Annotated in this window: 20 protein-coding genes; 12 read left to right on the forward strand and 8 right to left on the reverse strand. The window is 41.7% G+C overall.

Annotated elements, in window-relative coordinates; translation table 11 throughout:
• Positions 1 to 2: 2 nt before the first annotated feature.
• The 4 genes from ugpC to L3V77_RS07620 are packed head-to-tail and all read left to right on the forward strand — an operon-like array spanning position 3 to position 5339.
• Positions 3 to 1118 (forward strand): sn-glycerol-3-phosphate ABC transporter ATP-binding protein UgpC, encoded by a 1116-nt coding sequence (gene ugpC / locus L3V77_RS07605; protein ID WP_275136463.1) that lies wholly within the window; start codon positions 3 to 5, stop codon positions 1116 to 1118.
• 56 nt (positions 1119 to 1174) lie between these two features.
• The gene (locus L3V77_RS07610; RefSeq protein ID WP_275136464.1) at positions 1175 to 3625 is read left to right on the forward strand and encodes a PIG-L family deacetylase; all 2451 of its coding nucleotides are present in this window, start codon (positions 1175 to 1177) and stop codon (positions 3623 to 3625) included.
• Positions 3626 to 3639: 14 nt separating this feature from the next.
• Positions 3640 to 4422, forward strand: a complete 783-nt coding sequence (locus L3V77_RS07615) for a GntR family transcriptional regulator (protein WP_275136465.1) — start codon at positions 3640 to 3642, stop codon at positions 4420 to 4422.
• A 41-nt stretch (positions 4423 to 4463) separates the two neighbouring features.
• Positions 4464 to 5339 (forward strand): N-acetylglucosamine kinase, encoded by an 876-nt coding sequence (locus L3V77_RS07620; RefSeq protein WP_275136466.1) that lies wholly within the window; start codon positions 4464 to 4466, stop codon positions 5337 to 5339.
• Positions 5340 to 5478: 139 nt separating this feature from the next.
• Here L3V77_RS07620 and L3V77_RS07625 read toward each other — a convergent pair whose 3' ends face one another.
• Positions 5479 to 6684 carry an aromatic amino acid transporter gene (locus L3V77_RS07625; protein ID WP_275136467.1) on the reverse strand — a complete coding sequence of 402 codons (1206 nt, stop codon included), beginning with the start codon at positions 6682 to 6684 and terminating at the stop codon, positions 5479 to 5481.
• A gap of 402 nt (positions 6685 to 7086) precedes the next feature.
• Between L3V77_RS07625 and L3V77_RS07630 the strand changes: the two genes are divergently transcribed.
• The 4 genes from L3V77_RS07630 (at position 7087) to L3V77_RS07645 (ending at position 11672) form a co-directional block, all read left to right on the forward strand.
• Positions 7087 to 8100 (forward strand): helix-turn-helix transcriptional regulator, encoded by a 1014-nt coding sequence (locus L3V77_RS07630; RefSeq protein WP_275136468.1) that lies wholly within the window; start codon positions 7087 to 7089, stop codon positions 8098 to 8100.
• 205 nt (positions 8101 to 8305) lie between these two features.
• The gene (locus L3V77_RS07635) at positions 8306 to 9685 is read left to right on the forward strand and encodes an amidohydrolase family protein (RefSeq protein WP_275136469.1); all 1380 of its coding nucleotides are present in this window, start codon (positions 8306 to 8308) and stop codon (positions 9683 to 9685) included.
• A 65-nt stretch (positions 9686 to 9750) separates the two neighbouring features.
• Positions 9751 to 10377 (forward strand): DUF3299 domain-containing protein, encoded by a 627-nt coding sequence (locus tag L3V77_RS07640; RefSeq protein WP_275136470.1) that lies wholly within the window; start codon positions 9751 to 9753, stop codon positions 10375 to 10377.
• Positions 10378 to 10457: 80 nt separating this feature from the next.
• Complete coding sequence (locus L3V77_RS07645; protein ID WP_275136717.1) at positions 10458 to 11672, forward strand: carbohydrate porin; 1215 nt, start codon at positions 10458 to 10460, stop codon at positions 11670 to 11672.
• Between the two features lie 549 nt (positions 11673 to 12221).
• Here the strand turns inward: L3V77_RS07645 and L3V77_RS07650 are convergent.
• The 3 genes from L3V77_RS07650 to L3V77_RS07660 are packed head-to-tail and all read right to left on the reverse strand — an operon-like array spanning position 12222 to position 15190.
• Positions 12222 to 13172 carry a DMT family transporter gene (locus L3V77_RS07650; protein ID WP_275136471.1) on the reverse strand — a complete coding sequence of 317 codons (951 nt, stop codon included), beginning with the start codon at positions 13170 to 13172 and terminating at the stop codon, positions 12222 to 12224.
• 26 nt (positions 13173 to 13198) lie between these two features.
• The gene (locus L3V77_RS07655; protein WP_275136472.1) at positions 13199 to 13969 is read right to left on the reverse strand and encodes an Asp/Glu racemase; all 771 of its coding nucleotides are present in this window, start codon (positions 13967 to 13969) and stop codon (positions 13199 to 13201) included.
• Between the two features lie 57 nt (positions 13970 to 14026).
• A complete protein-coding gene (locus L3V77_RS07660) occupies positions 14027 to 15190 on the reverse strand; it encodes a Xaa-Pro peptidase family protein (RefSeq protein ID WP_275136473.1) in 1164 nt (387 codons plus the stop codon).
• A 667-nt stretch (positions 15191 to 15857) separates the two neighbouring features.
• Here L3V77_RS07660 and L3V77_RS07665 point away from each other — a divergent pair.
• From L3V77_RS07665 to L3V77_RS07680, 4 genes are all read left to right on the forward strand, one after another.
• Positions 15858 to 16478, forward strand: coding sequence for a triacylglycerol lipase (locus tag L3V77_RS07665; protein WP_275136474.1), 621 nt, complete (start codon positions 15858 to 15860; stop codon positions 16476 to 16478).
• A 381-nt stretch (positions 16479 to 16859) separates the two neighbouring features.
• Positions 16860 to 18158: an L-serine ammonia-lyase, iron-sulfur-dependent, subunit alpha gene (locus tag L3V77_RS07670; RefSeq protein WP_275136718.1), complete on the forward strand. Its 1299-nt coding sequence runs from the start codon at positions 16860 to 16862 to the stop codon at positions 18156 to 18158.
• Between the two features lie 60 nt (positions 18159 to 18218).
• Entirely contained in the window at positions 18219 to 18593 is a 375-nt protein-coding gene (locus L3V77_RS07675) for a RidA family protein (protein ID WP_275136475.1), read from the forward strand.
• Positions 18594 to 19165: 572 nt separating this feature from the next.
• Complete coding sequence (locus L3V77_RS07680) at positions 19166 to 20425, forward strand: amino acid permease (protein ID WP_195705036.1); 1260 nt, start codon at positions 19166 to 19168, stop codon at positions 20423 to 20425.
• Between the two features lie 459 nt (positions 20426 to 20884).
• On the opposite strand, the gene L3V77_RS07685 is transcribed toward L3V77_RS07680, so the two are convergent.
• The 4 genes from L3V77_RS07685 to L3V77_RS07700 all read right to left on the reverse strand — a co-directional run bounded on the left by L3V77_RS07685 (position 20885) and on the right by L3V77_RS07700 (position 24885).
• A complete protein-coding gene (locus L3V77_RS07685) occupies positions 20885 to 21751 on the reverse strand; it encodes an ABC transporter permease subunit (RefSeq protein WP_275136476.1) in 867 nt (288 codons plus the stop codon).
• 8 nt (positions 21752 to 21759) lie between these two features.
• The gene (locus L3V77_RS07690; RefSeq protein WP_275136477.1) at positions 21760 to 22602 is read right to left on the reverse strand and encodes an ABC transporter permease; all 843 of its coding nucleotides are present in this window, start codon (positions 22600 to 22602) and stop codon (positions 21760 to 21762) included.
• Positions 22599 to 23714 (reverse strand): ABC transporter ATP-binding protein, encoded by a 1116-nt coding sequence (locus L3V77_RS07695; RefSeq protein WP_275136478.1) that lies wholly within the window; start codon positions 23712 to 23714, stop codon positions 22599 to 22601. Before L3V77_RS07695 ends, L3V77_RS07690 begins: the two co-directional genes overlap by 4 nt.
• A gap of 103 nt (positions 23715 to 23817) precedes the next feature.
• Entirely contained in the window at positions 23818 to 24885 is a 1068-nt protein-coding gene (locus tag L3V77_RS07700) for an extracellular solute-binding protein (RefSeq protein ID WP_275136479.1), read from the reverse strand.
• Between the last annotated feature and the right edge of the window lie 33 nt (positions 24886 to 24918).

The following is a 24918-nucleotide window of genomic DNA, read 5'->3' on the forward strand; positions in this document are numbered from 1 at the left end:
TCATGGCTGAAGTATTATTGAAAAACATCTCTAAATCATATGGTAAAACTGAGGTAATCAAGACTCTGGATTTATCGATAAAAGATCGTGAATTTATCGTTCTTGTTGGACCTTCTGGATGCGGAAAATCAACCTTACTTAGGATGATTGCTGGCTTAGAAGAGATTACGCATGGTGAGCTGTATATTGGGAATCAATACTCCAACGAGGTTGAACCCAAAAATCGAAACATCGCGATGGTTTTTCAAAACTATGCACTTTATCCGCATTTAACCGTTAAAGACAATATGTCTTTTGGTTTACGTGCTGCAAAAATGGATAAAGCCGAGATCGAAAGGCGGGTCGCTAATGCCGCAGATATCTTGGGTGTGACTCATTTACTCCAGCGAAAGCCATCAGAGCTGTCTGGAGGGCAAAGCCAAAGGATCTCTATGGGACGAGCTATCGTTCGAGATCCCGAAGTGTTTTTATTCGACGAACCTTTGTCGAATCTCGATGCGAAACTGCGTGCCAACATGCGAGTAGAGATAAAAAAATTGCACCAGAGGGTAAAAACGACGTCCATATACGTCACCCATGATCAAGTAGAAGCGATGACGCTTGCCGATCGAATTGTCATTCTTAAAGAAGGTGATATTCAGCAACTTGGCACCCCTATGGATGTGTACCACACGCCAGCCAACATATTTGTTGCCACCTTTATTGGCAATCCACCGATGAATATCCTTAGTGGCACACTTAAACGTGACACCGAAAACTGGTGTGTAGACTTACCTGATTGCGAGAGTATTCCATTCCACGTGGAATACGATCTAGATGAATACAAAAACCTTGAGGTTAAGCTGGGCATCCGTCCGGAAGACATTCGAGTACTCAAAGTCGACGAGCAAGCAAATGACCATGAAAAAGTGTATTGCGCACACGCTACAGTGGTTGAACCTTTGGGTGCGGATACCACCGTTTTTACGGAAGTTGCGGGTGTAGAGATCAAAGCGATAGCAAACGGTCGTCAGTTTATTCGTTCTGGAGATTCGATAAAAATTGCTTTTGATACAAGGCATTTGCATCTGTTTGATGTTGTGACAGAGAATCGAATTGTAGGGACACAACGCGATTAATATCAAGTGGCGTCAATGTAGCAAAATAGTCTAAAAGAATAGTTTGGAGAGAAATTGTGCATTTAACAGGTAATAAGCGGAAAAAACCCATTTCAAATAAAGTCGGCTTCACTGCTCCCGATTCACTATGGTTACAAACGAATGCCCTCTCTGCAACGTTGACTTTTATGCAGACAGGCGCACACCCTGATGATGAAACATCCCCAGCTCTTGCTTATCTGGCGAGAGAGGTTGGGGTGAAGGTCGTTTACTGTTGTGCTGTTCGGGGAGAGGGTGGGCAAAACAATATTGGTTCGGAAAAAGAGACTGCCCTTGGTGTTTTACGTACGAGAGAGATGGAACAGGCCGCCTCTAACATTCCTATGGATCTTTATTGGCTTAATACAGAGCTTGAAGGCGCTATTCGTGATTTCGGGTTTTCAAAAAGTAAAACGGACACGCTTAAACATTGGGGAGAGGACAGGCTGATCGAATCGTTAGTGCGCTCTATCAGAACGATCAAACCTAATGTAATTTGTCCTACATTTCTTGATGTAGAAGGGCAGCATGGTCATCATCGAGCGGTTACTGAGGCCACGATCAAGGCGTATTCACTCGCCGCAGATGAAACCGCCTACCCAGAACATCTGATGCAAGGGCTAGATATTTGGCAAGCAAACCAGTTACTTCTTCCTGCTTGGGGGGGGGGAGGGACCTGCTACGATGACCAAACCCCTCCACCATCAATGGACTTTACTCTTCCGACAGATTCTATTTTAAGAAAATGGAAAATGAGTTGTTTTCAGCTTGGAGAGGAAAGCCGTCAATTCCATCAGACACAGCAGATGGGGTTGGAATTAGACGCAAATATTGGAGAAAAAGCACGCTTTCATATTGTGAGTAATTGCTTTGAGGCCAATAAAAATAACAGTTTAGGTGGTGGTGTTCCACTCAGTTTGGATGCTTGGGCAGAGTGGTATCATGAGCAACCTTGCGGAAAAACATTGGCAAGACTCGCTCAACAGTGTGAGCAGATTAGGAGTCATTATCCTGATCAACAGCAGATGATATACAACGTGATAGCAGCCCTTGAAATAACAGAGGACTTGGTTCTAACCGACCCCTATTTGAAAGAGCAGTTGTTGATAAAAAAAATGCAGTTAACCTCTTTACTGGCGAACTTAGCCGATCTTACGTCTCGTGTTGACTTGGCAACGGACCTTATGTGCTGTGAACAACTCGTTCCTTTTACATATTCAGTGCTGAATAATGGTGTGCATGAGGTAAAAAACTTAACGTTACGACTGTTTCAACAATCTGGAGAGCTTATCTATGAGAATGAGATTGGCCCTGTTGTTCGGAATGAAACGCTTACACATCACAGCCAGTTTACAGCACCAACGCGTATTTTCTTCCCCTATCAACAACGATTTATTGATGCATGTGATTATGGATCCCTACGCGGCGAAATCAGTTTTCTTATACTGGGTGTAAAGGTCACGCAGAAGATTGCGATGCCAACCACGGTTGTTAGACCAAAAGTGAGCCTGCTTAGCGTAGAGCCGAACCGCTATCTCAATCTTAGAAAACGATTCGATTTCGATATTTCGTTGCAATTGAGTTGTCTTGATAGCCGCATTCATTCGCTTGATGTCTCGCCTACGTTACCGACAGGCTGGAAATCAGAGCCTTCAAAGATAACCCTTGATGTTACGGAATCCGCGAATCAAGATTTCCAATTCAAGATAATCACACCAGTAGGCACTGAACCGGGTCGATATGAAATCGCAGTGGGAGCAAAAAATAGTGCCGAATGTTGGCGTTCAAGTTTCCAGACGATTCAATACCCCCATATACAAGAGACGGGATTTTCGGTTCCTACAAGGGTGGTTGTGGAAGCGGTTGATTGTGAATTACCAGCATCAAGAATTGGGTGTTTCCTAGGGACAACAGACAATTATTTACGTCAATTGTTCACATTAGGGTTTGAAATAGAATCAATAGATAATCTTGATATGGATACACTGATTCGATTTGATGTTCTGTTAGTTGGTAGTTGTGCCTTCGCTTCAATCAGCGGTTACCCAGCACTCAGCTCGTGGGTCGAAAATGGCGGTCGTTTAATCACCTTGTACCATCGTCCTGACGATAACTGGCAACCTCCTGCACAACTGACCATTGGTTCGCCTTCGATGCGTTGGCGGGTAACTCAGGCGGATAGCCCCGTGATTGCGCTTCAACCCGATTCTGAGATTATGCTGGAGCCTAACTTACTCACGGATAAAACGTGGCAGCATTGGCGAAAAGAACGGGGTCTTTATTTTATTAGAGAATGGGGAAGTGTGTATAAACCCTTGTTAAGAATCTTTGATGAAGACGGTACCGCATTTGATGGTATATTACTTTATGGTTGTATAGGAAAAGGGCAGCATATTCACTGTTCTTTATCGGTGGGGCATCAGCTTGAAAATACGGTTTCAGGCGCAGCATCATTTGTTGCCAATTTGCTGAATAAGAAAGAAATATAAACAAGGGTTTGGTAATGGATAAAATGTTCAATTCGACATTACTTGATGCACTGAAAGTGGACACATCGTCCCCTGGTATGCTTTATCAGAAACTGGCCAGCAATATAAAAATGGCCATTGAAAAAGGGATCCTGTCGGAGGGAGAGTTTCTTCCACCTCAACGAAATTTGGCCTCTGATTTAGATGTTTCTCGTGTCACTGTTTCTAAAGCGATAGATGAACTCGCTAAGCAAGGCGTTGTTAAACTGATTCCGCGTCAAGGTGTTCAGATTGAACCCTACAACGACTATTCTCCTGTCCCGCCTAAATTGCATCTTTCTGACCAGTATAATTTTACCAAAGATATGCAAGCGAGAGACATGAAGCCTTCGACTCATTGGATAACAAAAGAAAATTGCCTAGCCAGTACTCAAGAAGCCCTTGCGTTGGGCATTCCTCAGAATAGTCAGGTAGGGCATTATTGGCGATTACGTTTTGCTGACGACAAACCCCTAGCGATCGAGGTTGCTTGTGTACCTTCTAGCGTCATAGCCGATAGCGGTGAAGTGGACGATTCTCTATATGACACGTTGAAGTCTAAAGACTCGTTACCAATAAGAGCGATGCAAACCATTACCGCCCGTCCTGCGGACAAACGTACGGCTACGTATTTAGAGGTGCCAGAAGGGAGCGCTGTTTTGTATATCGAACGTAGAGGCTTTGATAGCGTTGACCGCTGTGTTGAATATACGCGTTATTGGTATCTGGGTGACCGATATTGTTTCATTGCTGATATGACGCTTGATGTGAATGAATAACGTGTTATTGCAAGTAAACCACAGACGTTAAGATAGGTGATATGACTTTGTATTTGGTTGGTGTTGATGGCGGTGGAACCTCTTGTCGAGCTCGGATTCGCACTCAAGAAGGGATCCTTGTTGGTGAAGCGAAAAGTGGTAGCGCAAATATTCTGCTTGGTATTCAAGTTGCGATGAGTTCTATCATCGAATCCATCACTGAAGCAGCCTACTTTGGTGGTTTAAGTGAGTCAATCTTTCCCCAAATGCATATTGGATTGGCATTAGCAGGAGCGGAACAGAAATCGGTTTGGCACGACTTCATGAATCAACCTCATCCTTTTGCCAGTATGACGTTAAATACCGATGCCTACGGTGCGTGTATTGGTGCCCACAATGGCGAGACCGGTGCGATTATGATCGCGGGTACTGGGTCTTGCGGTATTTTTCTTCAGAACGGAAAGCAACACGTTGTTGGAGGAAGAGAGTTTCCAATCTCGGATCAAGGGAGTGGTGCTATCATGGGCTTACATTTGATTCAAAAAACCTTGCTTGCTGAAGATGATATTGGCGTAAAAACACCGCTTTCGGAGCATGTTATGGCGCATTTTAATCACGATGCAGATTGCATCGTTGAATGGTCAAAAAGTGCGCTTCCGTGTGATTATGGTCAATTTTCACCTGCGATATTTCGTTATGCGCAATCAGGTGATGAACTCGCTATTGACCTACTAAAACAGACTGCCCATGATATTGAAATGTTTCTTGTCGCACTAAACAAGAAAGGCGCATACCAGATATGTTTAATGGGGAGCATCGCAGAGCGAATGAAACTCTGGCTCTCACCACCAGTACAACAATGGATTGTTGAGCCACAATTTGATGCAATTGAAGGTGCACTGATGTACGCGGGTAAAAAAGAGCATAATCTATTTTAGAAAGTGAGTGGCTGGCTGACAACGTATAGCGTTAACAAAGCGGTCATGTCTTGAATAAAAAATCAGTGGGTCGTTAATGTTTCAGTGTTGTATAAGTCCACCCTTGTTAGGTGGACTTTTTTAATGGTATTTCTAGAACTTAACCCAGAGAAGGGAGGTATCCGACGGTGATCAAGAATTGAGCCGCAACAATGAGTACCCCGAAAGAAGAAACCAGAGCCAATGATACGTTTCCACCCTTCACCTTGTACATTCCTTCATAACGGCTGTCCTTTCTTACTTTTTTTATCATCATAACAGGAAGAAATATGGCCAATACCGCGAGGGCAATTGCGGCATAACCTAGTGCCATGATAAAACCTTGTGGGTAGAACAAAGCAAAACACATTGGGGGTAAGAACGTCACAAACGCAGACAGCACACGATTCTGTTTGCCCTCATTTTTATTTAGCGAATCACCAAGGTATTCAAATAAACCAAGGCTTACCCCTAAGAAAGAGGTGAGTAGAGCGAGGTCAGCAAAAATCCCAATGATTTGGTTAAGCTGATTAAAGTGGATCTTGGTGGCCAAAGCAGAAATCAACGCGCTCAAGCCTTTGCTTTCGGTCAGTTCCTGTTGGCTAATGACACCAAGCGTCATTATTTGCCAGAAGAGGTAAACAATCAACGGGATGGCTGAACCTATCACCACTGCTTTTTTCAAAGCCTTAGTATCACCGTCTAGGTAATTAACAATTGCAGGAATACTTCCGTGAAAGCCAAAAGAGGTAAATATCACCGGAATAGAGGCCACAATGAGCCCCTGTTGTAGAGGCATATTAAGAAGGTAAGACTCAGTAACATTGGGCGCAAGAAAAAACAGTACGGTAACCATTGTCACAAGTTTGGTTGCGAAGAGAATTCGATTGATATGATCAACCGTTCGGGTTCCAACCGTAACAATAAAAGCGACAATAATGGTAAAGATAACCGTTGCTATCGATCCATTTACTTCTATCCCTGTAAATTGAGAAACTCTTTCACCAAACTGAGCACCGCCTCCAGCGATATACGCCGAGCAGAGCGCATAAAACAGAAATAGCATCGCAATACTGGCGACCCATTTCCCCTTATCGCCCAAAAACTGCTTGGCTAACGTGTGCAAGGTTGCATTCGAAGGCGCATGTTGATGCAGCTCTAGCATAAGTAGTGCGGTGTAAGTCATCAATAACCAAAGTACGAGCATTATGGTTAAAGAGGTTGGGAAGCCTATCCCAGCGGAAGCCAAAGGAAGAGCAAGCATCCCTGCACCTATCGTGGTACCAGCGATGATCAAAGTACTGCCTAAAATCTTGGAATTTATCATTGTATATTTTTCTTTACGGCTATAGGTATATGAATAGATTTAAACACTGCTTGTAAGCCATTACTTAGTCAGTATGAATGAGAGAAAAAGATTGTGTAGCATATTCGATAAGAGATCAAAGGAAAGTGTAAAATATTTAATTGTTTACTGTATTTAATTGTTTACGAAATAATCGACGGTCAAATGTGTTAAGTTTTTGACAAGTGACTAACGAGCATATCCATTGACTATGGTTGTAGTCTGTTTTTGTAGATCATAAAAGTTGAGGCATAAAGAGGTATGGTCTAGATTAAGGTAACAGACATACTGTCGGCTTAACGATTGAAATAATTTGAAAATTTTAAGACGTAAAAGTGAAGGAACATGCTTAGAAGAAGAAAGACCAATAGCTAGGGAGAGAAAATGTCAGGTAATAATCACTCAGAAGTAGTTCACTTGATAAAGAGAGAGCAAGTTGAGATGTTTATCGATATTTTCAAACAGATAGATGAAAATATTTATACCTTATTAAAGCAAGCTAACTTGCCGGATAATCTACATAAATTGGACGCCAAGTATACCTATCTTCCTGAAGCCACACTCAAAAATTTGGTGCAAATTCTTGCCAGTAAAACAAACAAGCAAGACTTTGGTATTCTAGTCTGGAGTGCTTGCAAAAATATCTATATCCCCAAATATATTGCTAACTTAACTGAAACGAGATCACTAAAATCAGTCTTAGATGAATTTGGAATTAAGTTAAAAAAAATTTCCTCAAATGCCCACGTGTATACCGAATTTTCTGGCGGTAAATGGTGGTTGATTAGAGAGAAAAGTGGAACTGAAGAGTTATGGTTTAAATATGCTGAAATGTTCAGTGTCGTTTTTATGTGCGAGTTGCTCAGAGCGCTAACCGGCAACAAATGGAAACCAGAGGAGATTGGTATTCGTACCGAAAGTCATGAAGATTTCTTGGCCTTGCCTGAATTAAATGGGGCGCAGTTTTATACCAATAAGCCTGTTACGGCTGTCTATATACCATCAAAGTTGATGGAGGCTTCCGTCATATTACCTAAGCAAATAGACGTCATAGAACAGCCAGATGACAGTCATATTTATGATTTTCTTCAATCGTTTAAACTCGCGATAAAACCTTATATCGCTATGGGTAAACTCCCTATCAAAATGGCGGCAAAGATCTTAAATATGAACGTCAGAACGATTCAACGTAAGCTCGAAAAAGAGGGTGTCAGGTATGACGAGGTCGTTGAGAGTATGGTTTTAGAAAAAATGCTTGAACTTTTAAAGCGTGACTCAGTTCACATATCAGTCATTTCTGCACAACTTGGCTATTCGAATCCTAGTCATTTCTCGAGAGCGTTTAAACGACTGATGCATATGACTCCTAATCAATACCGTAAACAACAAAACAATTAAGCGCAACAAGAACGGTATCGTCAAATGGCTTGTGTGTCATCAAATGGTTATTTATTCCTCTTGAAGAGTAGCGCATTCTTACCTAAGTTATTAGATGTTAATTAATTGTTACGCATAAAGGCGAAATTAAGAAACTAACGCGAATGATAGAAAGGGAATATACGAGAGGTATTCATGATTACTCGTAATAACTTAAGGGACTAAAATGAATCATAAACGTTTTAAGATTTCGGTATTAGCGGTGTCGTGCATGCTCACGTTCTCTGCAAGTGCGGCTTCAACGTTATTTACCAACGTCGATATTTTTAATGGTACAGAAGACAAGTTGTATCAAGGTCATCATGTACTTGTGGTGGATAATAAAATTGCAAAAATCTCACAATCGGCGATTGACGCTGGTGATGCCGTGGTTATTGACGGTAAAGGTATGACATTAATGCCTGGTTTGATTGAAGGGCACGGGCATTTGCAAATGAACGGCAGTTCACTTCCAGATATAGAGAACAACCGCAACTGGGAAGAGCTTGCTGTTCGTTCGGTTGCACGAGCTCAATCTGCGCTTATGTCTGGTTTTACCACTTGGCGCGATATGGGGGGAATGGGTGCTGGACTTAAGAAAAGTATTGATAGTGGAGAAGTTATCGGCCCTCGAATCTATCCATCCGGAGCCTTCATTGGGCCAACAGGATCTCATGCGGATTTTAGAAACTTTAATACACCAAACGAAACGTTTAATGGGCCCCAATCTGCTGGTGCTCGGTTAGGCATGTCGTGTACCGCTGATGACGAAGGGGCAATAAAAGCCTGTGCGCGTCAAAACTATATGCAAGGTGCGACACAACTAAAACTCATGTCGAGCGGTGGGGTGGCGTCATCATTTGATCCATGGCAGTTAAATGCATACTCGTTAGATGAGCTCAAGGCGGCGGTAGAAGTTGCGGATGCTTACGGTTCATATGTTGCGTCACATGCCTACAGCAAGGTGTCCTTGCTACGGAATTTAGAGGCAGGTACACGTACACTAGAACACGCGTTTATGTTTGATGCTGATGTCAATAAATCGATGAAAAAGAACGATGCATATATGACAACTAATATGACGGCATTTTCCCCGTATTTAGGACAAATAGAAGCGATTAACTCAAACCCTGCTTCAGCGCGTAAAGCGAAAACCGCTCAAGCCGCATTTAAAGATTATATTAAGAATGTTCAGGACCTTAAGCCAAAGCTGGGTTTTCATGTTGACTGTGTCGGTGGTGTGGCGGCGTGTGAGCAACAGGCGGATCACTCTATTCACTTAAGTGGGAAGTTCTTCGGTAATTTTTATACGCTTATCTCTATGACGTCAGTGAACGGCGAGATTGTAAAACTGTCCGGTGACATTCTAGACCCGTATGTTGACGCTAAGCTGGGTGTGATTGAAGAGGGTGCTTATGCAGATCTATTATTGGTTGAAGGTAATCCACTCGAAGACTTAACGGTAATAGGAGCCAATGAAAAATGGTTTGATGCCCCTGCTCGTGAAGGCGTTGATTCAATGAAAGTCATTATGAAAGATGGTCATATTTACAAAAATACACTGTAAATGATGTCGCGATATTTGTAATAGATTAGGCGGTCGATATGACCGCCTGTACAGCAGGACAATCCATGAAATATATTGTTTTCATCTTCTCAATATTCTCTTTTTCACTCGCAGCAGAAACTCAATTGATTGATTGGGATCTGTTGTCTCCGCACGTATCAAATGAAACCATTAAGATACCAGAAATCACAGAAAACCAACGGTCGTTGTTGGCTTCCGTTTTATATCTACAAACCCGAAAGGATGGTCGCTCGCAAGCTGAATTACGCAGAGTCATTTCAGTACTAGAAAATCAGGGTCTAGATGTGACTGAAACACTCAAGGCCCGCGAAGATTATATGAACTTAGAGCGCTTAAAAGCAGAGACTATAAATCCTCAAATTACGGGTAATAAAGTAAGAATGGCGGGTTTTATCGTTCCGATTGAATTTGACGGTGTTAACGCGACTGAGTTTCTATTGGTTCCTTATGCAGGGGCTTGTATTCACCTGCCACCTCCACCAGCAAACCAAATCGTAAAGTTGTCTTACCCTGTTGGGTTTGAGATCGAAAATGTTCAATACCCAGTCTGGGTGGAAGGCGTTATAAAAGCAGATAAGCAAACAGATGAAGTGTATTTGGTTGATGGAAAGTCAAATCTGACCATGGGCTATACAATGGATGGCTCACTAATTGAAAAGTATTACGAGTAGCGCCATATGTTGTTAAGAATTATGTCGATAAATACGATTAGTGAACATGACAAGTGAGGAAGTAAATGATCAAAAAATCGATGCTAGTTGGATTGTCTATCTCATCCTCATTAATCAGTTTTACAACCTTATCAAATGCGGGTTTTTCAGGCCCCGATTCAGTTGAAAATACTATCTCTGAAAATGTCAGACCAAAACAATCGTGGCGTGAACGATTGGCCTTGGAACAAAATATTACTTTTGGATTGGACTATCAGATGCTTACATTGTCAGCATCTAACCCCACCATTGGTGGAGATGACAATGCATCTTCCGGGGTGCTTCGGTTTTATGGTTCATGGGGCGTGCTCAGCCAAGAAGTAGGCACGACTGGCAGTTTGGTCTGGAAGGTCGAACACAGACATGCTTACTCTGACTTGTCTCCTAAAGAGTTTTCCTTTATTGGTAATGGCTTAGGTTATGCTGGCATGATTGGCCCGGCTTATAGCGATCAGGGTGGTCGGCTCACTAATTTGTATTGGAAGCAGATGCTGAATAGTGGTCGTTCATCATTTATGGTCGGCTACTTAGATACGACGGATTATGTTGATACCTATGCTTTGGCGAGTCCGTGGACAGGTTTTACCAACCTAGCGTTCAGTACTGGTGGTGGTGCAATAGGCCTTCCCGATGATGGTATTTTAGGGTTAGCGATTGGTCATATGCTGACAGACAATTACTATGTTGTAGCCGGTGTAGCCGATGGTAAAGGGGAATCGGATGACCCATTAGAGGGGTTTGATACCTTATTTAACGATCACAAATTATTTTCTACATTAGAGCTTGGCTGGACCGCTTCGCAGGAAAATATCTATACCGACAATATTCATGTGACTGCTTGGCATTTAGATGGCGGAACTCAACACAACCTAACAAATAGCAGCAGTGGGCAGGGGATAAATTTTTCTGCTAGTTATTTTGCGACATCACAAATAATGCCTTTTTTGAGGGGCGGTTTTTCTAAAGGCGATGTTGCTCTTTACGACACATCTATAACCATAGGTTTGGGGTATTTTGAGCTTGGCGCTAAAAATAACAACCTTGGCTTTGCACTTAATTGGAGTGAAGTAAATGAGAACTTGGAGGGAGCCTATGGTGTGGAAAGTTCAGAGCAGCTGACAACAGAGGTCTATTACAATATTGCTGTAAGTCCATTTATTCAAATTACACCGGATGTTCAATACATTAAAGACCCCGCCTTTTCTAGTGAGGATAATACTTGGGTATTTGGTTTACGGGCTAGAATTTTTATTTAGATATTACTTTTGCTCTTAAATTCTATTTATTCTGCAATCAGACACCGTTGCACTCATTAATTTTGCGTCCACAGTGCGGATCAATAAGGCTTTCTCGTTAATCATCCATTAGTAGTGAGGTTCACAATCATTCCAGCAACGGTGTTAGTTATAAGGATAAGATCCCCCCTACTTACAGTGAGTATTGGAGGTCACAGAAATCTCATACAACGACACTCAGCATTAATTTACCTGGCCGTTTCTGATGCTATACGATAATGAGCAGCGTACTTAGGATTACTAAGTTCTTCATAACTTATGCCAGCTAGAAAGAATGACACTATTAATGCGTTTACCAAAATTTTTACTAGCATTCTCGGCCGCTCATTTTAATTATAAATCCGCGAAACATAAACCTCTATTTATGTTTCGTATAAATCATAAATTATACGTATAACCTTCTGATTATTCGAAGATACTTTCTATAATAATGCACCAATAACTTGTTCGAGTTATGAATAAGTAGGCCTCTTTATCGACAAAGAGGCCTATGAATCATAAACGTATTGTTTATGATTCAGTCGCGACTTTTAAGTCTACTTCTTTAGAAGCGAACTTCATAAAGGCCACCATTGAAATAATAACTATCGTAATAGCAACAATTCGAATTAGTGTTACTTGTTCACCCAGCGCAAATACCGCCAAAACAAATGAAGATAGAGGCATGAGGTTAAGCGCCATCCCCGTTCCATCAACACCAACACGTTCCATTGCGTAGATGTAAATAAGATAACTCGTACCTGAGATACCAACACCTAGAATACAGATAGCTAGAATACGAACTGGTGAACTAAATACGTTCAGTGCTGATGAGAAGTCTGCACCCGACAACATGAGGTAAACGCCAAAACCTAATGAAGCAAAGATAAATTGATGAAACATAGTGGCAACTGAACCATATTTCTCTGCCAAAATTGCACGGCTATATGCAGTACACGAGAAACTAGCCGCACTTAATAAACAAATAAGGTGACCAATATTGAAGCCATTTGACTCAGCTGTAGGATCCATTACTAAAATGGCAACACCTGCGAACGCTCCGAGAGCCGCACCAATTTGCATTACAGTAAAACGCGCATTGTGACGAAGGAAACCTACCGATAGAATTAGAATTGGAATAAGACCTTGGATGACACCATTCTCTGATGCAGTAATGTAGTCAAGAGATAAAAATGAAAGGTAGCTAAATGCTCCTTGACCAACAATACCACAAGCTGCAGTCCAGAAAAGGTCACTTCTATTTTCCCAGCTTATTTCAAATTTCTTTTTCTTTGTCATTTTACCACTGGCTAGACCGATATTGAAAACAAGGCCTAATGTAATAAATGCAACTGTATAGCGAACCCAAACTAATACTTGTGCGTCCATTACTTCAAGAATGGGAGTTCCTACAATCCAAGGAATACCCCAAAGTAGGCCGATGAATATGGCTGCACACCAACCTTTGACTTGATTACTCATATTTAATTTTCTCTATTAGTTATTGTTTACTGATTTAAAAGACGGCCAAAACCGGGACAAGAGGCTTTCTTGCCGCTCAAATACATGGCGTGCCAAAACATGGCTGAGTTACTGCATACGACTGGAATATTAAATGTGTCTTCAATTTCTTGAATGTGATCAAGTACACGCAAGTTTGTACATGACATAAAGACAAGATCAGCACTAGATTCAGGCAATATTTTTTCTAACGTCGCTAACATTGACTCTTTTGATACGGTAGTAATGTCCGTGTCTTTCTCTATACCTAGAGAGCCAAGCACGACCACTTCAAAACCTGCATTCTCTAATTGTTCATATAAAGGAAAGTTAACACCCGTTGGGTAAGGCGAAAATACGGCGATTTTTTTCGCTCCCAAGCACTTAAATGACGCCTGAGCTGCCGTCCAAGGATTCGTTGCTGGAATATTGCCTCTGTTTTTTGTTAATAGATGAGATACTTTTTCTTCGCCGATAATGATAGAGGCAGAAGTACACCCAAACGCCATAACATCCATTGGTAGGCCGGTTGCAATTAAATCAGATGCATCACTAATGCCCGTCGCAATTTTGTCTAATGCTTCTGGCGTCATTTCACTACTGTAATAAACGCGCGAGCTAAATACGCCAGCTTTTGTGCCCACCAGTTTAGCCCAATCCATTTCTAGCGAATGGTCTGTACTTAGTTGTACTAATCCAATATGAACGCGGTTGATTCTTGGTGCTTGTTCGTGCTCCAAAGGCACTTCAAACTGTTTAAACTGCTCAAAGGTTTTCATAAATTTACCCTAGTAAAGGGTCATGCCAGAATGACCTAACATGACGGTTGTCTACATTTAATTGATAACGATTAGTTCAGGCTCTGCGCGCTCACTTAGCCACTCAGCACCATCTTCTGTAATGACAATATTTTCTTCATGAACCATAGACTTACCTGGTGCATACACCATTCCTGGTTCCAGGGTCATTACCATGCCTGGTTTAAGTATGGTGTTATCGGTTGCGGTATTTGATGGGCGTTCAGTGAGTTCCATACCCAAACCATGACCAAGACGACCGACGTCATTGCCCAGAGCTCCATTCGCCTCTAAAATTCCCCACATTGCATTATAAATGTCCGTTGTTGTTGCTCCCGGACGAGCGGCTTCAAAACCTTTGGTTGTTGCTTCATAAGTGGCGCGATAGGCTGCTTTGGTTTGCTCACTTGCATCGCCAAATGCCCAGTTACGGTCAAAATCGGAGAAGTACCCATCACGTACTGCGCCAGTATCAATTATCAATACATCACCGTGTTCAATGATGCGGTCTGTAGGTCCCATAATGATACTGTCATAGCCGTCTTGACCTGAACCAGCAATGATGTAAGGGCATTCATCTGCACCTTCTAAAAGCATATCGATACGAAACTGCTTACAAATTTCACGCTCAGACATGCCAGCCTTTGCGTACGTTGGTATCTTATTAAAACCAACATTCGTAATACGGCAAATCTCACGTGTTTTCTCAATTTCTGCCTGCGATTTAATTTGACGTAGCTCATGAACGGCTAAAGATACGTCAACAAATTCTTTCTTAACCAATGTGGTTAATGTTAGATAATTGTTTATGGGCATACGTAAATGGGATTCAATACCTAAAGTCGCCCCCACGCGGCCATACTTGCAAGGTAAAGAATTCAAGGCACTTGCAACTAAACTGATACCATCGTCTTCCGGACGAGGCGATGGCCATGAAATTATGTTATCTATCCAAGTTCCTGCCATACCACTCGCACCAATTTCAGGAACGATGGCTATTGGCTTACCTTCAGCTGGCACAACAACAAACCATGGACGAGTTGGGCTTTGCCAAAATTGTGTATGGAAACCGGTAAAGTAACGAACATTCGGTTCAGTGGTGAAAATCATCGCATCCAATCTCTGGTCATGCATGATTTTTTGTGCTCTTTGGGCTCTATTTTCAAATTCTGTTTCTTCAAAGCCTCTGCTTAAAATGTTCATTTTATCCCTTCATTTTAGTTGAATTTATTTATTGACCAATGACGTTAAAGCCAAATTGCGTTAACTAAAGTTAACTTAATTTGGCTTGTTAGGGACAATGGCGTTACAATAGTGTGATGGGATGCATAGTTACAAATAGTTAACTATGAGGCTCGTCACACTAAAAAATAGAATTTAACCTAATTGTATAAAAACAACCAGCAAACCGGATTTATTGGTTAATATTTCAGCCAGTACATGGGTTTTTAGATGTATATTGTAAGTTTTTTCAGTTTTACTGAATTTTAAACTCAGTATGTTATGTTAGAAATTCAAAAACACCGAAGACATTATGGTTTATATAGTTACCATTATGTAACTATATAATTGGGTAGAAACATCGACATTCAGCTTGGTGATCGGAATGCATAGTTACATTTGTGTAACTATGCGAGGCTTATTGTAGGGGCACGTCGAGTCCAACTAATACTTTTCTTTGTGAGTCGTTACGGATAACTCAATGATAGAAAAAACAAAGAATAGCGGCGTCGAGTATCAACATAATATGGACGATTTTCTAGGCACAGATAAAATGAACATATGTCGAGAGTCTTATTAGTAAAGCATTGATTTCATTGAGCCGTATGTGAGATCATTTGATCTCGTGACAATGATGAGGAAGATGACAATGCAGAAGATTATAATCTTGCATGGTTTATTTATGCATGGACTGGTGATGAAGCCGTTGTCAAAAAGGTTGCAAAGAGAGGGCTTTGAAGTTGAGATAATCAGCTATAACAGCCGAACTATTAATGTCGACCATTTGTTCAGGAAGATAGAAAGGGCCCTGCATCCATCAAACCCCAATATCATAGTAGGACATTCGTTAGGTGGCTTGTTAGCTCTGTCGTTTTTAGAGAGCAAAAAACCTAGTTACGACTCCATTTCGCACTTAGTCACACTTGCTAGTCCTCTGAATGGTTCTTCTATCGCTCAACGGTTAGTGGAGCTTAATTGTAGTAGGATACTGGGAAATTCGATTCAATATGGCTTGGAGCCAACTAACAGGGTTTGGAGCGGAGAGCAAAAGGTGGGTTCTATTGCCGGTAATCTTCCTCTGGGGATTAGATCCGTTTTACTAAGGGACAAAGAGATGTCTGATGGTACGGTTACCATTAGTGAAACTCAGTTGCAAGGTATGACAGACCATGTAATGTTGGAAAGCAGCCATACCAGTATCATTTATAGCTCGAAAACGGTAAAGCAAATAAAGGCGTTCGTTCAACAAGACAGATTTATTCATCAATAAAACCAACAACGACATACCCTTAGGTTTATCTTGTTCCCACACGCCTGCTTGGCAATGCGTACGTTTAAAGGTTCCTCCCATAGCCTATACGCCACCCGATTTATCCCACTCCTTATCAAGTCCATAATTAATAACAAATACGTTGAACGAAAGAAAAAATCATGAGATTCCACAGTGTGACCTAACTCACAAACGTATCACTTACGCATTAATGAATAGAATTTTTTTCTCCATATGCTCTTATCTAGAGCAAAGAAAGAAAAAATTATCTCCATGAATAATCGTATATTACTGCTATAAATTATGAAACAGAATTAATCGGAACGACCTGTTAAATAAGATAATTATTGTTTCATCAACTCAATGATCAGGATAATTATGATGAAGAAAGAGCTATGGAATGATTTCACTGCAATTGTAAAAAAAGAAGTGACCCCCGCTCTTGGTTGTACAGAGCCCGTATCTGTCGCTCTTGCTGCTTCTATTGCAATGGATAAACTGTCAGGTGCACCAGAAAGTATCTCTGTTTTCGTCTCTCCAAATATAATGAAAAATGGTATGGGAGTTGGTATACCGGGCACTGGAATGGTTGGATTAGCTATCGCAGCAGCGGTAGGCGCAATAGCCGGAGATGCAACAGCAAAACTAGAGGTACTTAAAAATATTACTGACGATGATGTCGCTAAGGCCAAGCAGCTATTGGATAATGATAATGTATCGGTTGCTGTTGCTGATGTGACTAACATTATCTATGCAAAAGTCACGATTAATAATGGCACCAACTTCGTATCAGTGACCATTGCCGATAGTCACACGCGAGTCGTCGCAATAGAAGAGAGTGGAATAACAACTTATATCGATACTGAGAGTAATCTTGCTCAAGAGATATCAAGAGAAGACAGTAGTGCAGCTACAATGCAGAACGCAAAAGCAAACGACATCTATGAGTACGCTCTCAATGCGCCGATAGGTCAGATAGAGTTTATAGAACAAGCTTTTGAATTAAATAATGACCTTTCGATAGAGGGCTTATCTGGCAAATATGGGCTTCAAATCGGTGCGACATTTCAACGAAATGTGGATAAAGGTTTACTATCTGCTGGATTATTAACAAGTATTTTGTCTCGTACTTCTGCCGCATCCGATGCTCGAATGGATGGTGCAATGAAACCCGCTATGAGTAATTCTGGTTCAGGAAATCAAGGCATCGCGGCAACCATGCCAGTTGCCGTTGTTGCAGAGCATCTTAACGTTGGTCGTGAGAAATTAATTAGAGCATTAATGCTCTCGCATCTTATGGCCATCTATATTAAAAGCTACCAGAACAAACTTTCAGCATTGTGTGGAGCGACTACCGCATCTATGGGTGCTGTCGCGGGTATGACATGGTTGTTAGGGGGTAACTTCGAAAAAGTCAGTCACTCTATCTGTAGCATGATTGGCGACATATCTGGAATGATTTGTGATGGTGCCAAGACAAGCTGTTCGATGAAAGTTTCTTCCTCTGCTAGTGCGGCATTAAAAGCTGCGTTGATGGCATTAGACAATATTAGAGTGACTGGAAACGAGGGTATTGTTGCGTGTGATGTAGATGAGTCGATCAGGAATTTGTCTGTGCTCGCTAATGGCTCTATGACTCAGGTCGACACGCAAATACTCGACATTATGGTCAGAAAATAGCAACAACTTAAAGCGACCCCTATTTTATTTATCTCGATACTATAACTAAGAAGAAAACAAATGAACGAAACTATTTTTACTAATGATGCACCAGCTGCAGTCGGCCCTTATGTGCAAGCAAAACTCACCGATACAACATTATACACATCAGGCCAATTACCAATTAATCCTAATACCGGAAAAATGCCGGAAGATGTCGGGGAACAAACCTGTCAATCATTATTAAATGTAGAAGCAATATTAAAGCAAGCCGGATTGGATAAAACTAATATTGTTAAAACAACCGTATTTGTGAAAGATCTAAATGATTTCTCAATTATTAATAATGCTTACGCGAAGTTTTTTGGGGAACATTGCCCAGCACGAAGTTGTGTAGAAGTGGCTAGATTACCTCTGGATGCTAAAGTTGAAATAGAGGCAGTTGCTATAAAATAAATAATTAGGCTCAATATTATCTACTAATATTGAGGGCTTGATAATGAGTTGTAAAATCTCAATGTTATCTCTAACATTGAGATTTTACGACTTAACGTCCAATGTTTACACCCCTTCTAAAACCACTGTATTTCAAATAACCACAATCCTCTCTAAGTGTAGTGCTAGAAATAAAAATCCTGTAAAAAGATTTATTTGTGATATTAATCACTATACATAAATTACAAGATAGTTTTATGTATTGACTAATGTGCGATCTGCAGCACATTAGTGAGATACATGGTTTTCTTGTTTGTTATTTTAAATCAATACAAAGAATTATAGTTATGCGTCTATCGATTAGTGAAAATAATTTTCTCCCTTGAGTCTTTTTGGTGGAAAATTTGAAATTTTTTTCTCTAAAAATAGGCGTATTCTTCCTTCCGTTATCTATATAAGAGCAATAAAATTAAGCACAAAAGTATATTGCTTACTAATAAAAATCGAACCTTTCGGAGTCTACAATGACGGATATTATTAATACTGGATCTGACGCCTCAACCAGTAATAAAGAACCACATGAAATCGCAGGAATGACCATTCAAGAATGGAAGAACGCAACTAAGTTTGACAGCGTTGATATTGGCTGGATTGTTATGAGTATTGGCATGGCAATAGGAGCGGGGATAGTATTTCTGCCAGTACAAGTAGGTGTTATGGGGTTATGGGTTTTCCTACTTTCTTCTGTTATCGGCTATCCAGCAATGTATCTTTTCCAAAAACTTTTCATTAATACATTGGCTGAATCAAAAGAATGTACCGACTATCCAGGTGTTATAACAGGGTATTTAGGTAAAAACTGGGGCATGTTGTTAGGTGCGCTATATTTTGTCATGTTAGTCATTTGGGTGTTGGTATACTCGCTAGCCGTTACCAATGACAGTTCCTCGTATCTACATTCGTTTGGTGTTACTGAAGGCCATTTAAACGACAACGTGTTCTACGGTTTAGCGTTGATCTGCGTGTTATCTTTTATTGGGTCCAAAGGTGAAAAATTACTATTTAAGCTATCAGGGGTTATGGCTGTAACCGTTTTATCATTGGTGGCGGTAATGGGTGTGCTCTTAATGGCAAGATGGGACATGGCAAATGTGCCAGATTTTGGTCATTGGGGTTCTATGCTCAAAGATGCAATTATTACGTTACCATTCACTCTAACTTCAATTCTATTTATTCAGTCTCTTAGCCCAATGGTAATTTCTTACCGTTCTCATGAAAAATCAATTGAAGTTGCGCGCTATAAAGCATCTAGAGCGATGAAAATTGCGTTCACAATTTTGTTCGTGGTTGTTTTCTTCTTTGCCGTTTCTTTTACTCTAGCAATCAGTCAAGAGCAAGCGGCTCAAGCGATGCATCAAAATATCTCTGCATTGGCTATTATTGCTCAATATTTCCCAGGCAGCTGGGCAACAGTTGCAGGAATAATTATTAACATTTTCGCCGTCGTAACTTCGTTTTTTGGTGTGTTTTTAGCCTTTAAAGAAGCGTGTACTGGTTTAGCTATGAATATGTTATTGCGTAACCGCGATGAATCTAGCATCAACAAAGACTTAATCAGCAAATTAGTTGTCGTTTTCATTATTCTATTGGCGTGGAGCGCAATCGCAATTAATGCGCCTATCTTATCATTTACATCAATCTGCAGTCCCGTGTTTGGTTTGGTTGGTTGTCTTATTCCTGCATACTTGGTTTATAAAGTGCCACACCTTGCAAAATACAAAGGTTGGGCCACTAACCTTATAATTATTACTGGTATTTTATTGTGTGTTTCACCAATACTTGCATTTATCTAATTTTATCAATTAGTTAACAGTAATTTCTGAGCCAGCGGTATACTATCGCTGGCTTTTTAGTTTTATGATTAGATGGTTGTTGAATTATCAATTGAATCCGGTCGAGATAAAACGGTTACTTTCCTTTATGCCATTTCTGAAGTGTAGGTATTGGCCACCGCAAGGCTATTCTCTCAACATGAATCTCAACCCTAGGGCTAGCGAAGGCAGTAACGAAAGAGACCAGTATAACTCAATGAGAAAAATACTTGCTGTTGAGGTAGCAAGGTTTAAACGGCCACTAACTGAACAAAGCCAGAGAACGCGATATCGTCGAGATGTAAGCATTTCAACGCAGAAATCTGGGGACGAGAGGAACGAGAGAAGGTGGATGATGATTTACTTGTGGATTATTTTAAGGTGTATTTCCTCGTTATTGCGGTTAGATGCGATAACGAGGAGATTGTTGGTCATAATGCGTCAGAACTTCGTTTGCTGGGCTTTGTATTGAAACCACGTATACAAACCAGCAAGCACGGTAGATCCAAGCATTAAAGCCACTGAGACTGCATTGACCACCGGGGTCGTGCCTTCTCGTACTCGTTGGAACATTTCGACCGTTAATGGTGAATCGGAACCCACTAGCATCAAGGTGGTATTAAAATTTTCGAAGGACATTAAAAATCCGACGATAGCCGTACTCACCAATGTTGGGCGTAAAAACGGTAAAGTGACCGCCTTAAATGCTCTTAATGGTGTCGCACCCAAATTGAGCGCTGCTTCTTCTAAACTTGGGTCAAATCGTCGATAACGAGCCAATAAAACGAGCGTAGTGATTGAAGTGATGAACGCGGCCTGACCTAATACAACCAAAACTAATCCGGGCCTCGCCCATTCCCACTCCCATGCCCAAACGTCATCAACCCAATTCGCCATCGTACTGGACGTCACCAAAATAGAGACGCCCAAAATGACACCGGGGATCACTAAGGGGACCAACATCAATACGGACAGAAGCTCTTTGTAGCGGAATTGAAATCGAACCAGTAAGTGTGCATTGCTGAGCCCTAAAAGTGTTGACACTAGGGTCACCCCCAAAGCGACCTGAACACTTGTGAGTACGCTAGACAACAAGTTTTTGTCGTTAAAAAGTCCTACATAGGGTGAGCTATCACCCACATACCAAACGGTACTCGCGCCCTTCCATGGCAGTGATGGGTAAGTGGCATCGTGAAAGGAAAACACCACCACCACCACCAAAGGCAGCAGCAAAAAGACAAAAAATATTGCGATAAAACACTGATAAATTTTCTTTCTTGAAGTGTTAAATGGTACTGAAGGGATCATATATTCTCCTAGCGTCCTACAGTGGACTGTAAAGACTGACCACTTATCTTCAATCCTATCCACACCATGACCGATGACAACAGCAGTAACAGTAACCCCAATGCTGAACCTTGTTCCCAATTAAAACGCGTAATGAACTGAGTAAAAATTTGCTCGGTGAACCATAGACTGTCTTTGCCCCCCATGAGATTGGGTATAAGGTAGTTTCCTAAGCTGAGCATAAAGACAATAATACATCCTGAAACAATGCCGGGAAGAGCATGAGGAATTACGATATCTTTTAAAGCTATCCAACGACTGGCCCCAAGATCGAAAGCCGCTTCAATGTGACTATCGTCTAAACTGTCTAGCGCACTGACTAGAGGTACCACCATAAATAACAGCCCGTTGTAGACGAGCCCCATGATGATGGTGTAGTCATTGTACAAAAATTCAATGCGTTGTTCGGTTAAACCCATCCACATCAGGGCATTACTCAACAATCCTGATTCACGTAGAATAATCATCCAACCATAGGCACGAATCAATTCGCTGAGCCAAAATGGCAAGATACACACCATTAATAAAATGAGTTTATTGGCTCCGGTCGCCACTTTCGCAATGTAATAAGCCACTGGAAAGGCAAGTAGTAAAGTAAACACCGTTGCCAAGATTGACATCCAAGCGGTTCGAACAAAGGTGTTCCAATAGATGCTGTGTTGAAAAAAGTTGTTAAAGTGCTTAACAGTCCATCCATCGCCTCTATTGGAGAACGCTAATTCGACTAACTGAAGATGTGGAATCACGATCAGCATTAATAGCCATACGATAGCGGGAGTAAGGAACAAAGCGAGTGTCCATTTTTTACTCATTCGGATATTCCTAACGCTATGGCCTGGCTAGGGGCCCACCTCAGTTCCACAGCGATATCTTCAGATCGTTCTGTGCGTTGTTTTAACTGCAGGTCGTTCAGTTGATTTGGGGTAATAGACAACCTAAGATCGCCAAGATTGGTGGAAACAATCGCGCCACTGGCTGCACCATCAAACAATAATTCTTTGAGCTTGCCTGACAAGGGTTCACCATCGTTGGGATTGTCGCTTATAGTGAGTGCTTCAGGTCGGAGATATATCTTAACGGTTTGGTTGGTTTTGAGTGCGGTTTGACAGCAAGAGCGTGGTAATGAAAGCGTCACATTGTTCTGACTGACAACGGACAAGGTGGATGATGTCATGTCTACGACTTTGGTAACAACGGTATTGTTTTCGCCTACAAACTCTGCGACGAAAGGTGTAGATGGTCGCATGTACAACTCACTCGGCGTTCCGATTTGCTCAAAGCGGCCTGCGTTCATAACCGCAATCCGATCCGACATCATCAAAGCTTCACTCTGATCGTGAGTGATGTAAATAAACGTCGTGCCAAACGCTTTTTGCAGGTGTTTGAGCTCAATTTTCATCTGCTCGCGAAGTTTTAGATCTAATGCGCCTAACGGCTCGTCCAATAGTAGGACTTTTGGTTCTAACACCAATGAACGTGCTAATGCTACGCGTTGTTTCTGTCCACCGGACAATTGATGAGTTTGCTTAGTTCCGCTTCCTTGAAGATCCACTCGTTGAAGAATGTCTTTTACCTTGACCTTAATTTGGTTGCTGTTCTCACCACGTTGTTTTAATCCAAACGCAACGTTATCGGCAACGCTCATGTTGGGAAACAGCGCAAGATGTTGAAACACCATGTTAAGTGGTCGTTTGTTTGGCGGTGTGTCTGTTACATCGTGTGAATTGAGTACAATGCGGCCGTGGCTTGGGGACTCAAACCCCGCTAACATACGCAGTAGCGTTGTTTTACCGCATCCTGACGGACCAAGTATTGAAAAAAACTCACCGGCGTGAATGTTCAGTTCTAGGTTGTGCACAGCTGTGAATTGCTCAAACTGCTTTCCTAACTCATGGCATTGTAGAATGTAATCGGGCTGGGGCATAAATATGTCGTCGATGTTCCTTGAATAAACACAGTCCCTGCTGAGATAATCCTCAGCAGGGGGAGGTAACTACCTAAACGAGTATGGCAGCAGTAATGCCAGATTAATTTGAGGCTTTGATTCGATCTAGGGTCATGCCTTCCATTTCTTCAAGTCCGGCTGGTACGGCTGGGTACCACTTAATGTTGTCAATGGCCGCTTTAGGGAAGCTCTTTTGGAATCGCGCTTTTGCGTCTTCATTTACAAACTCATCACTACCTTGAGATGCCGTAAAGTTACCCGCAGATTCTGTGATTTTAGCAGCAATTTCCGGACGCATTACAAAATTAATCCATTGATAAGCCGCCGCTTCGTTTTTCGTTTTACGTGGCAGTGTGAAGGTATCAACCCACCCCAATGCTCCTGATGAAGGCGCGATATACTCGATATCTGTATTTTCTTGATTGAGTTTCCAACCGCCGGCATCCCACGCCATACTGGCCACAATCTCTTCGGTTCGCAGCAGGTTCATGAGTGCGTCAGAACCACTCCAGTAGGTTTTGACATTGCCTTTACACTCAACAAGTTTGGCTTCGACTTTATCCAATATTTTCTGATATTGAGCTTGATCGGCATAGGCTGCAAACGGGTCTTCACCCATAGCAAAAGCGAAACCAATCAGGGTAGGACGTTTAAGACGGTAGCTGACCTTACCTTGGTAATCGGCATTACATAGGTCGGTGTAGTCAGAGATGTCGGATGCTTTTTTTGTGTTGACTACAAGTCCACTGGTGCCCCAAATGTGAGGAACACCGTATACACTGTTGTCTACACTGGTGATTGCTTGAGTCGATTCCAGCATTGAAGGAATGAACTGCTTGGCATCGATTTTGGATAAATCGATCGGTTTGTAGATATTGAATTCAGCTTGCGCACCTGCAATTCGGTCTTGAGATGGCTGAGCCAGATCGAAACCAGAACCACCGGTGGCACGAAGTTTGGAAATCATGTCTTCATTATTAGAGGTCGTAACCTTGACGTCTATACCTGTCTCTTTTTCAAACATATCGATCACTTCATCGGGGGCATAACCTCCCCAAGTTAGTAGTCGTAGAGTGTCCGCTTGTGCTAAAGCAGGAATCATTGCGCTGGTCAATGCAACGGTAGCAAGTGTGCGTAGTTTAAATGTCATAGTGTTATCCCTAACTGAACTGCGTTGTTTTGA

The sequence above is a fragment of the Vibrio sp. DW001 genome, from assembly GCF_029016285.1.
In the GTDB taxonomy this organism is placed as follows: Bacteria; Pseudomonadota; Gammaproteobacteria; order Enterobacterales; family Vibrionaceae; genus Vibrio.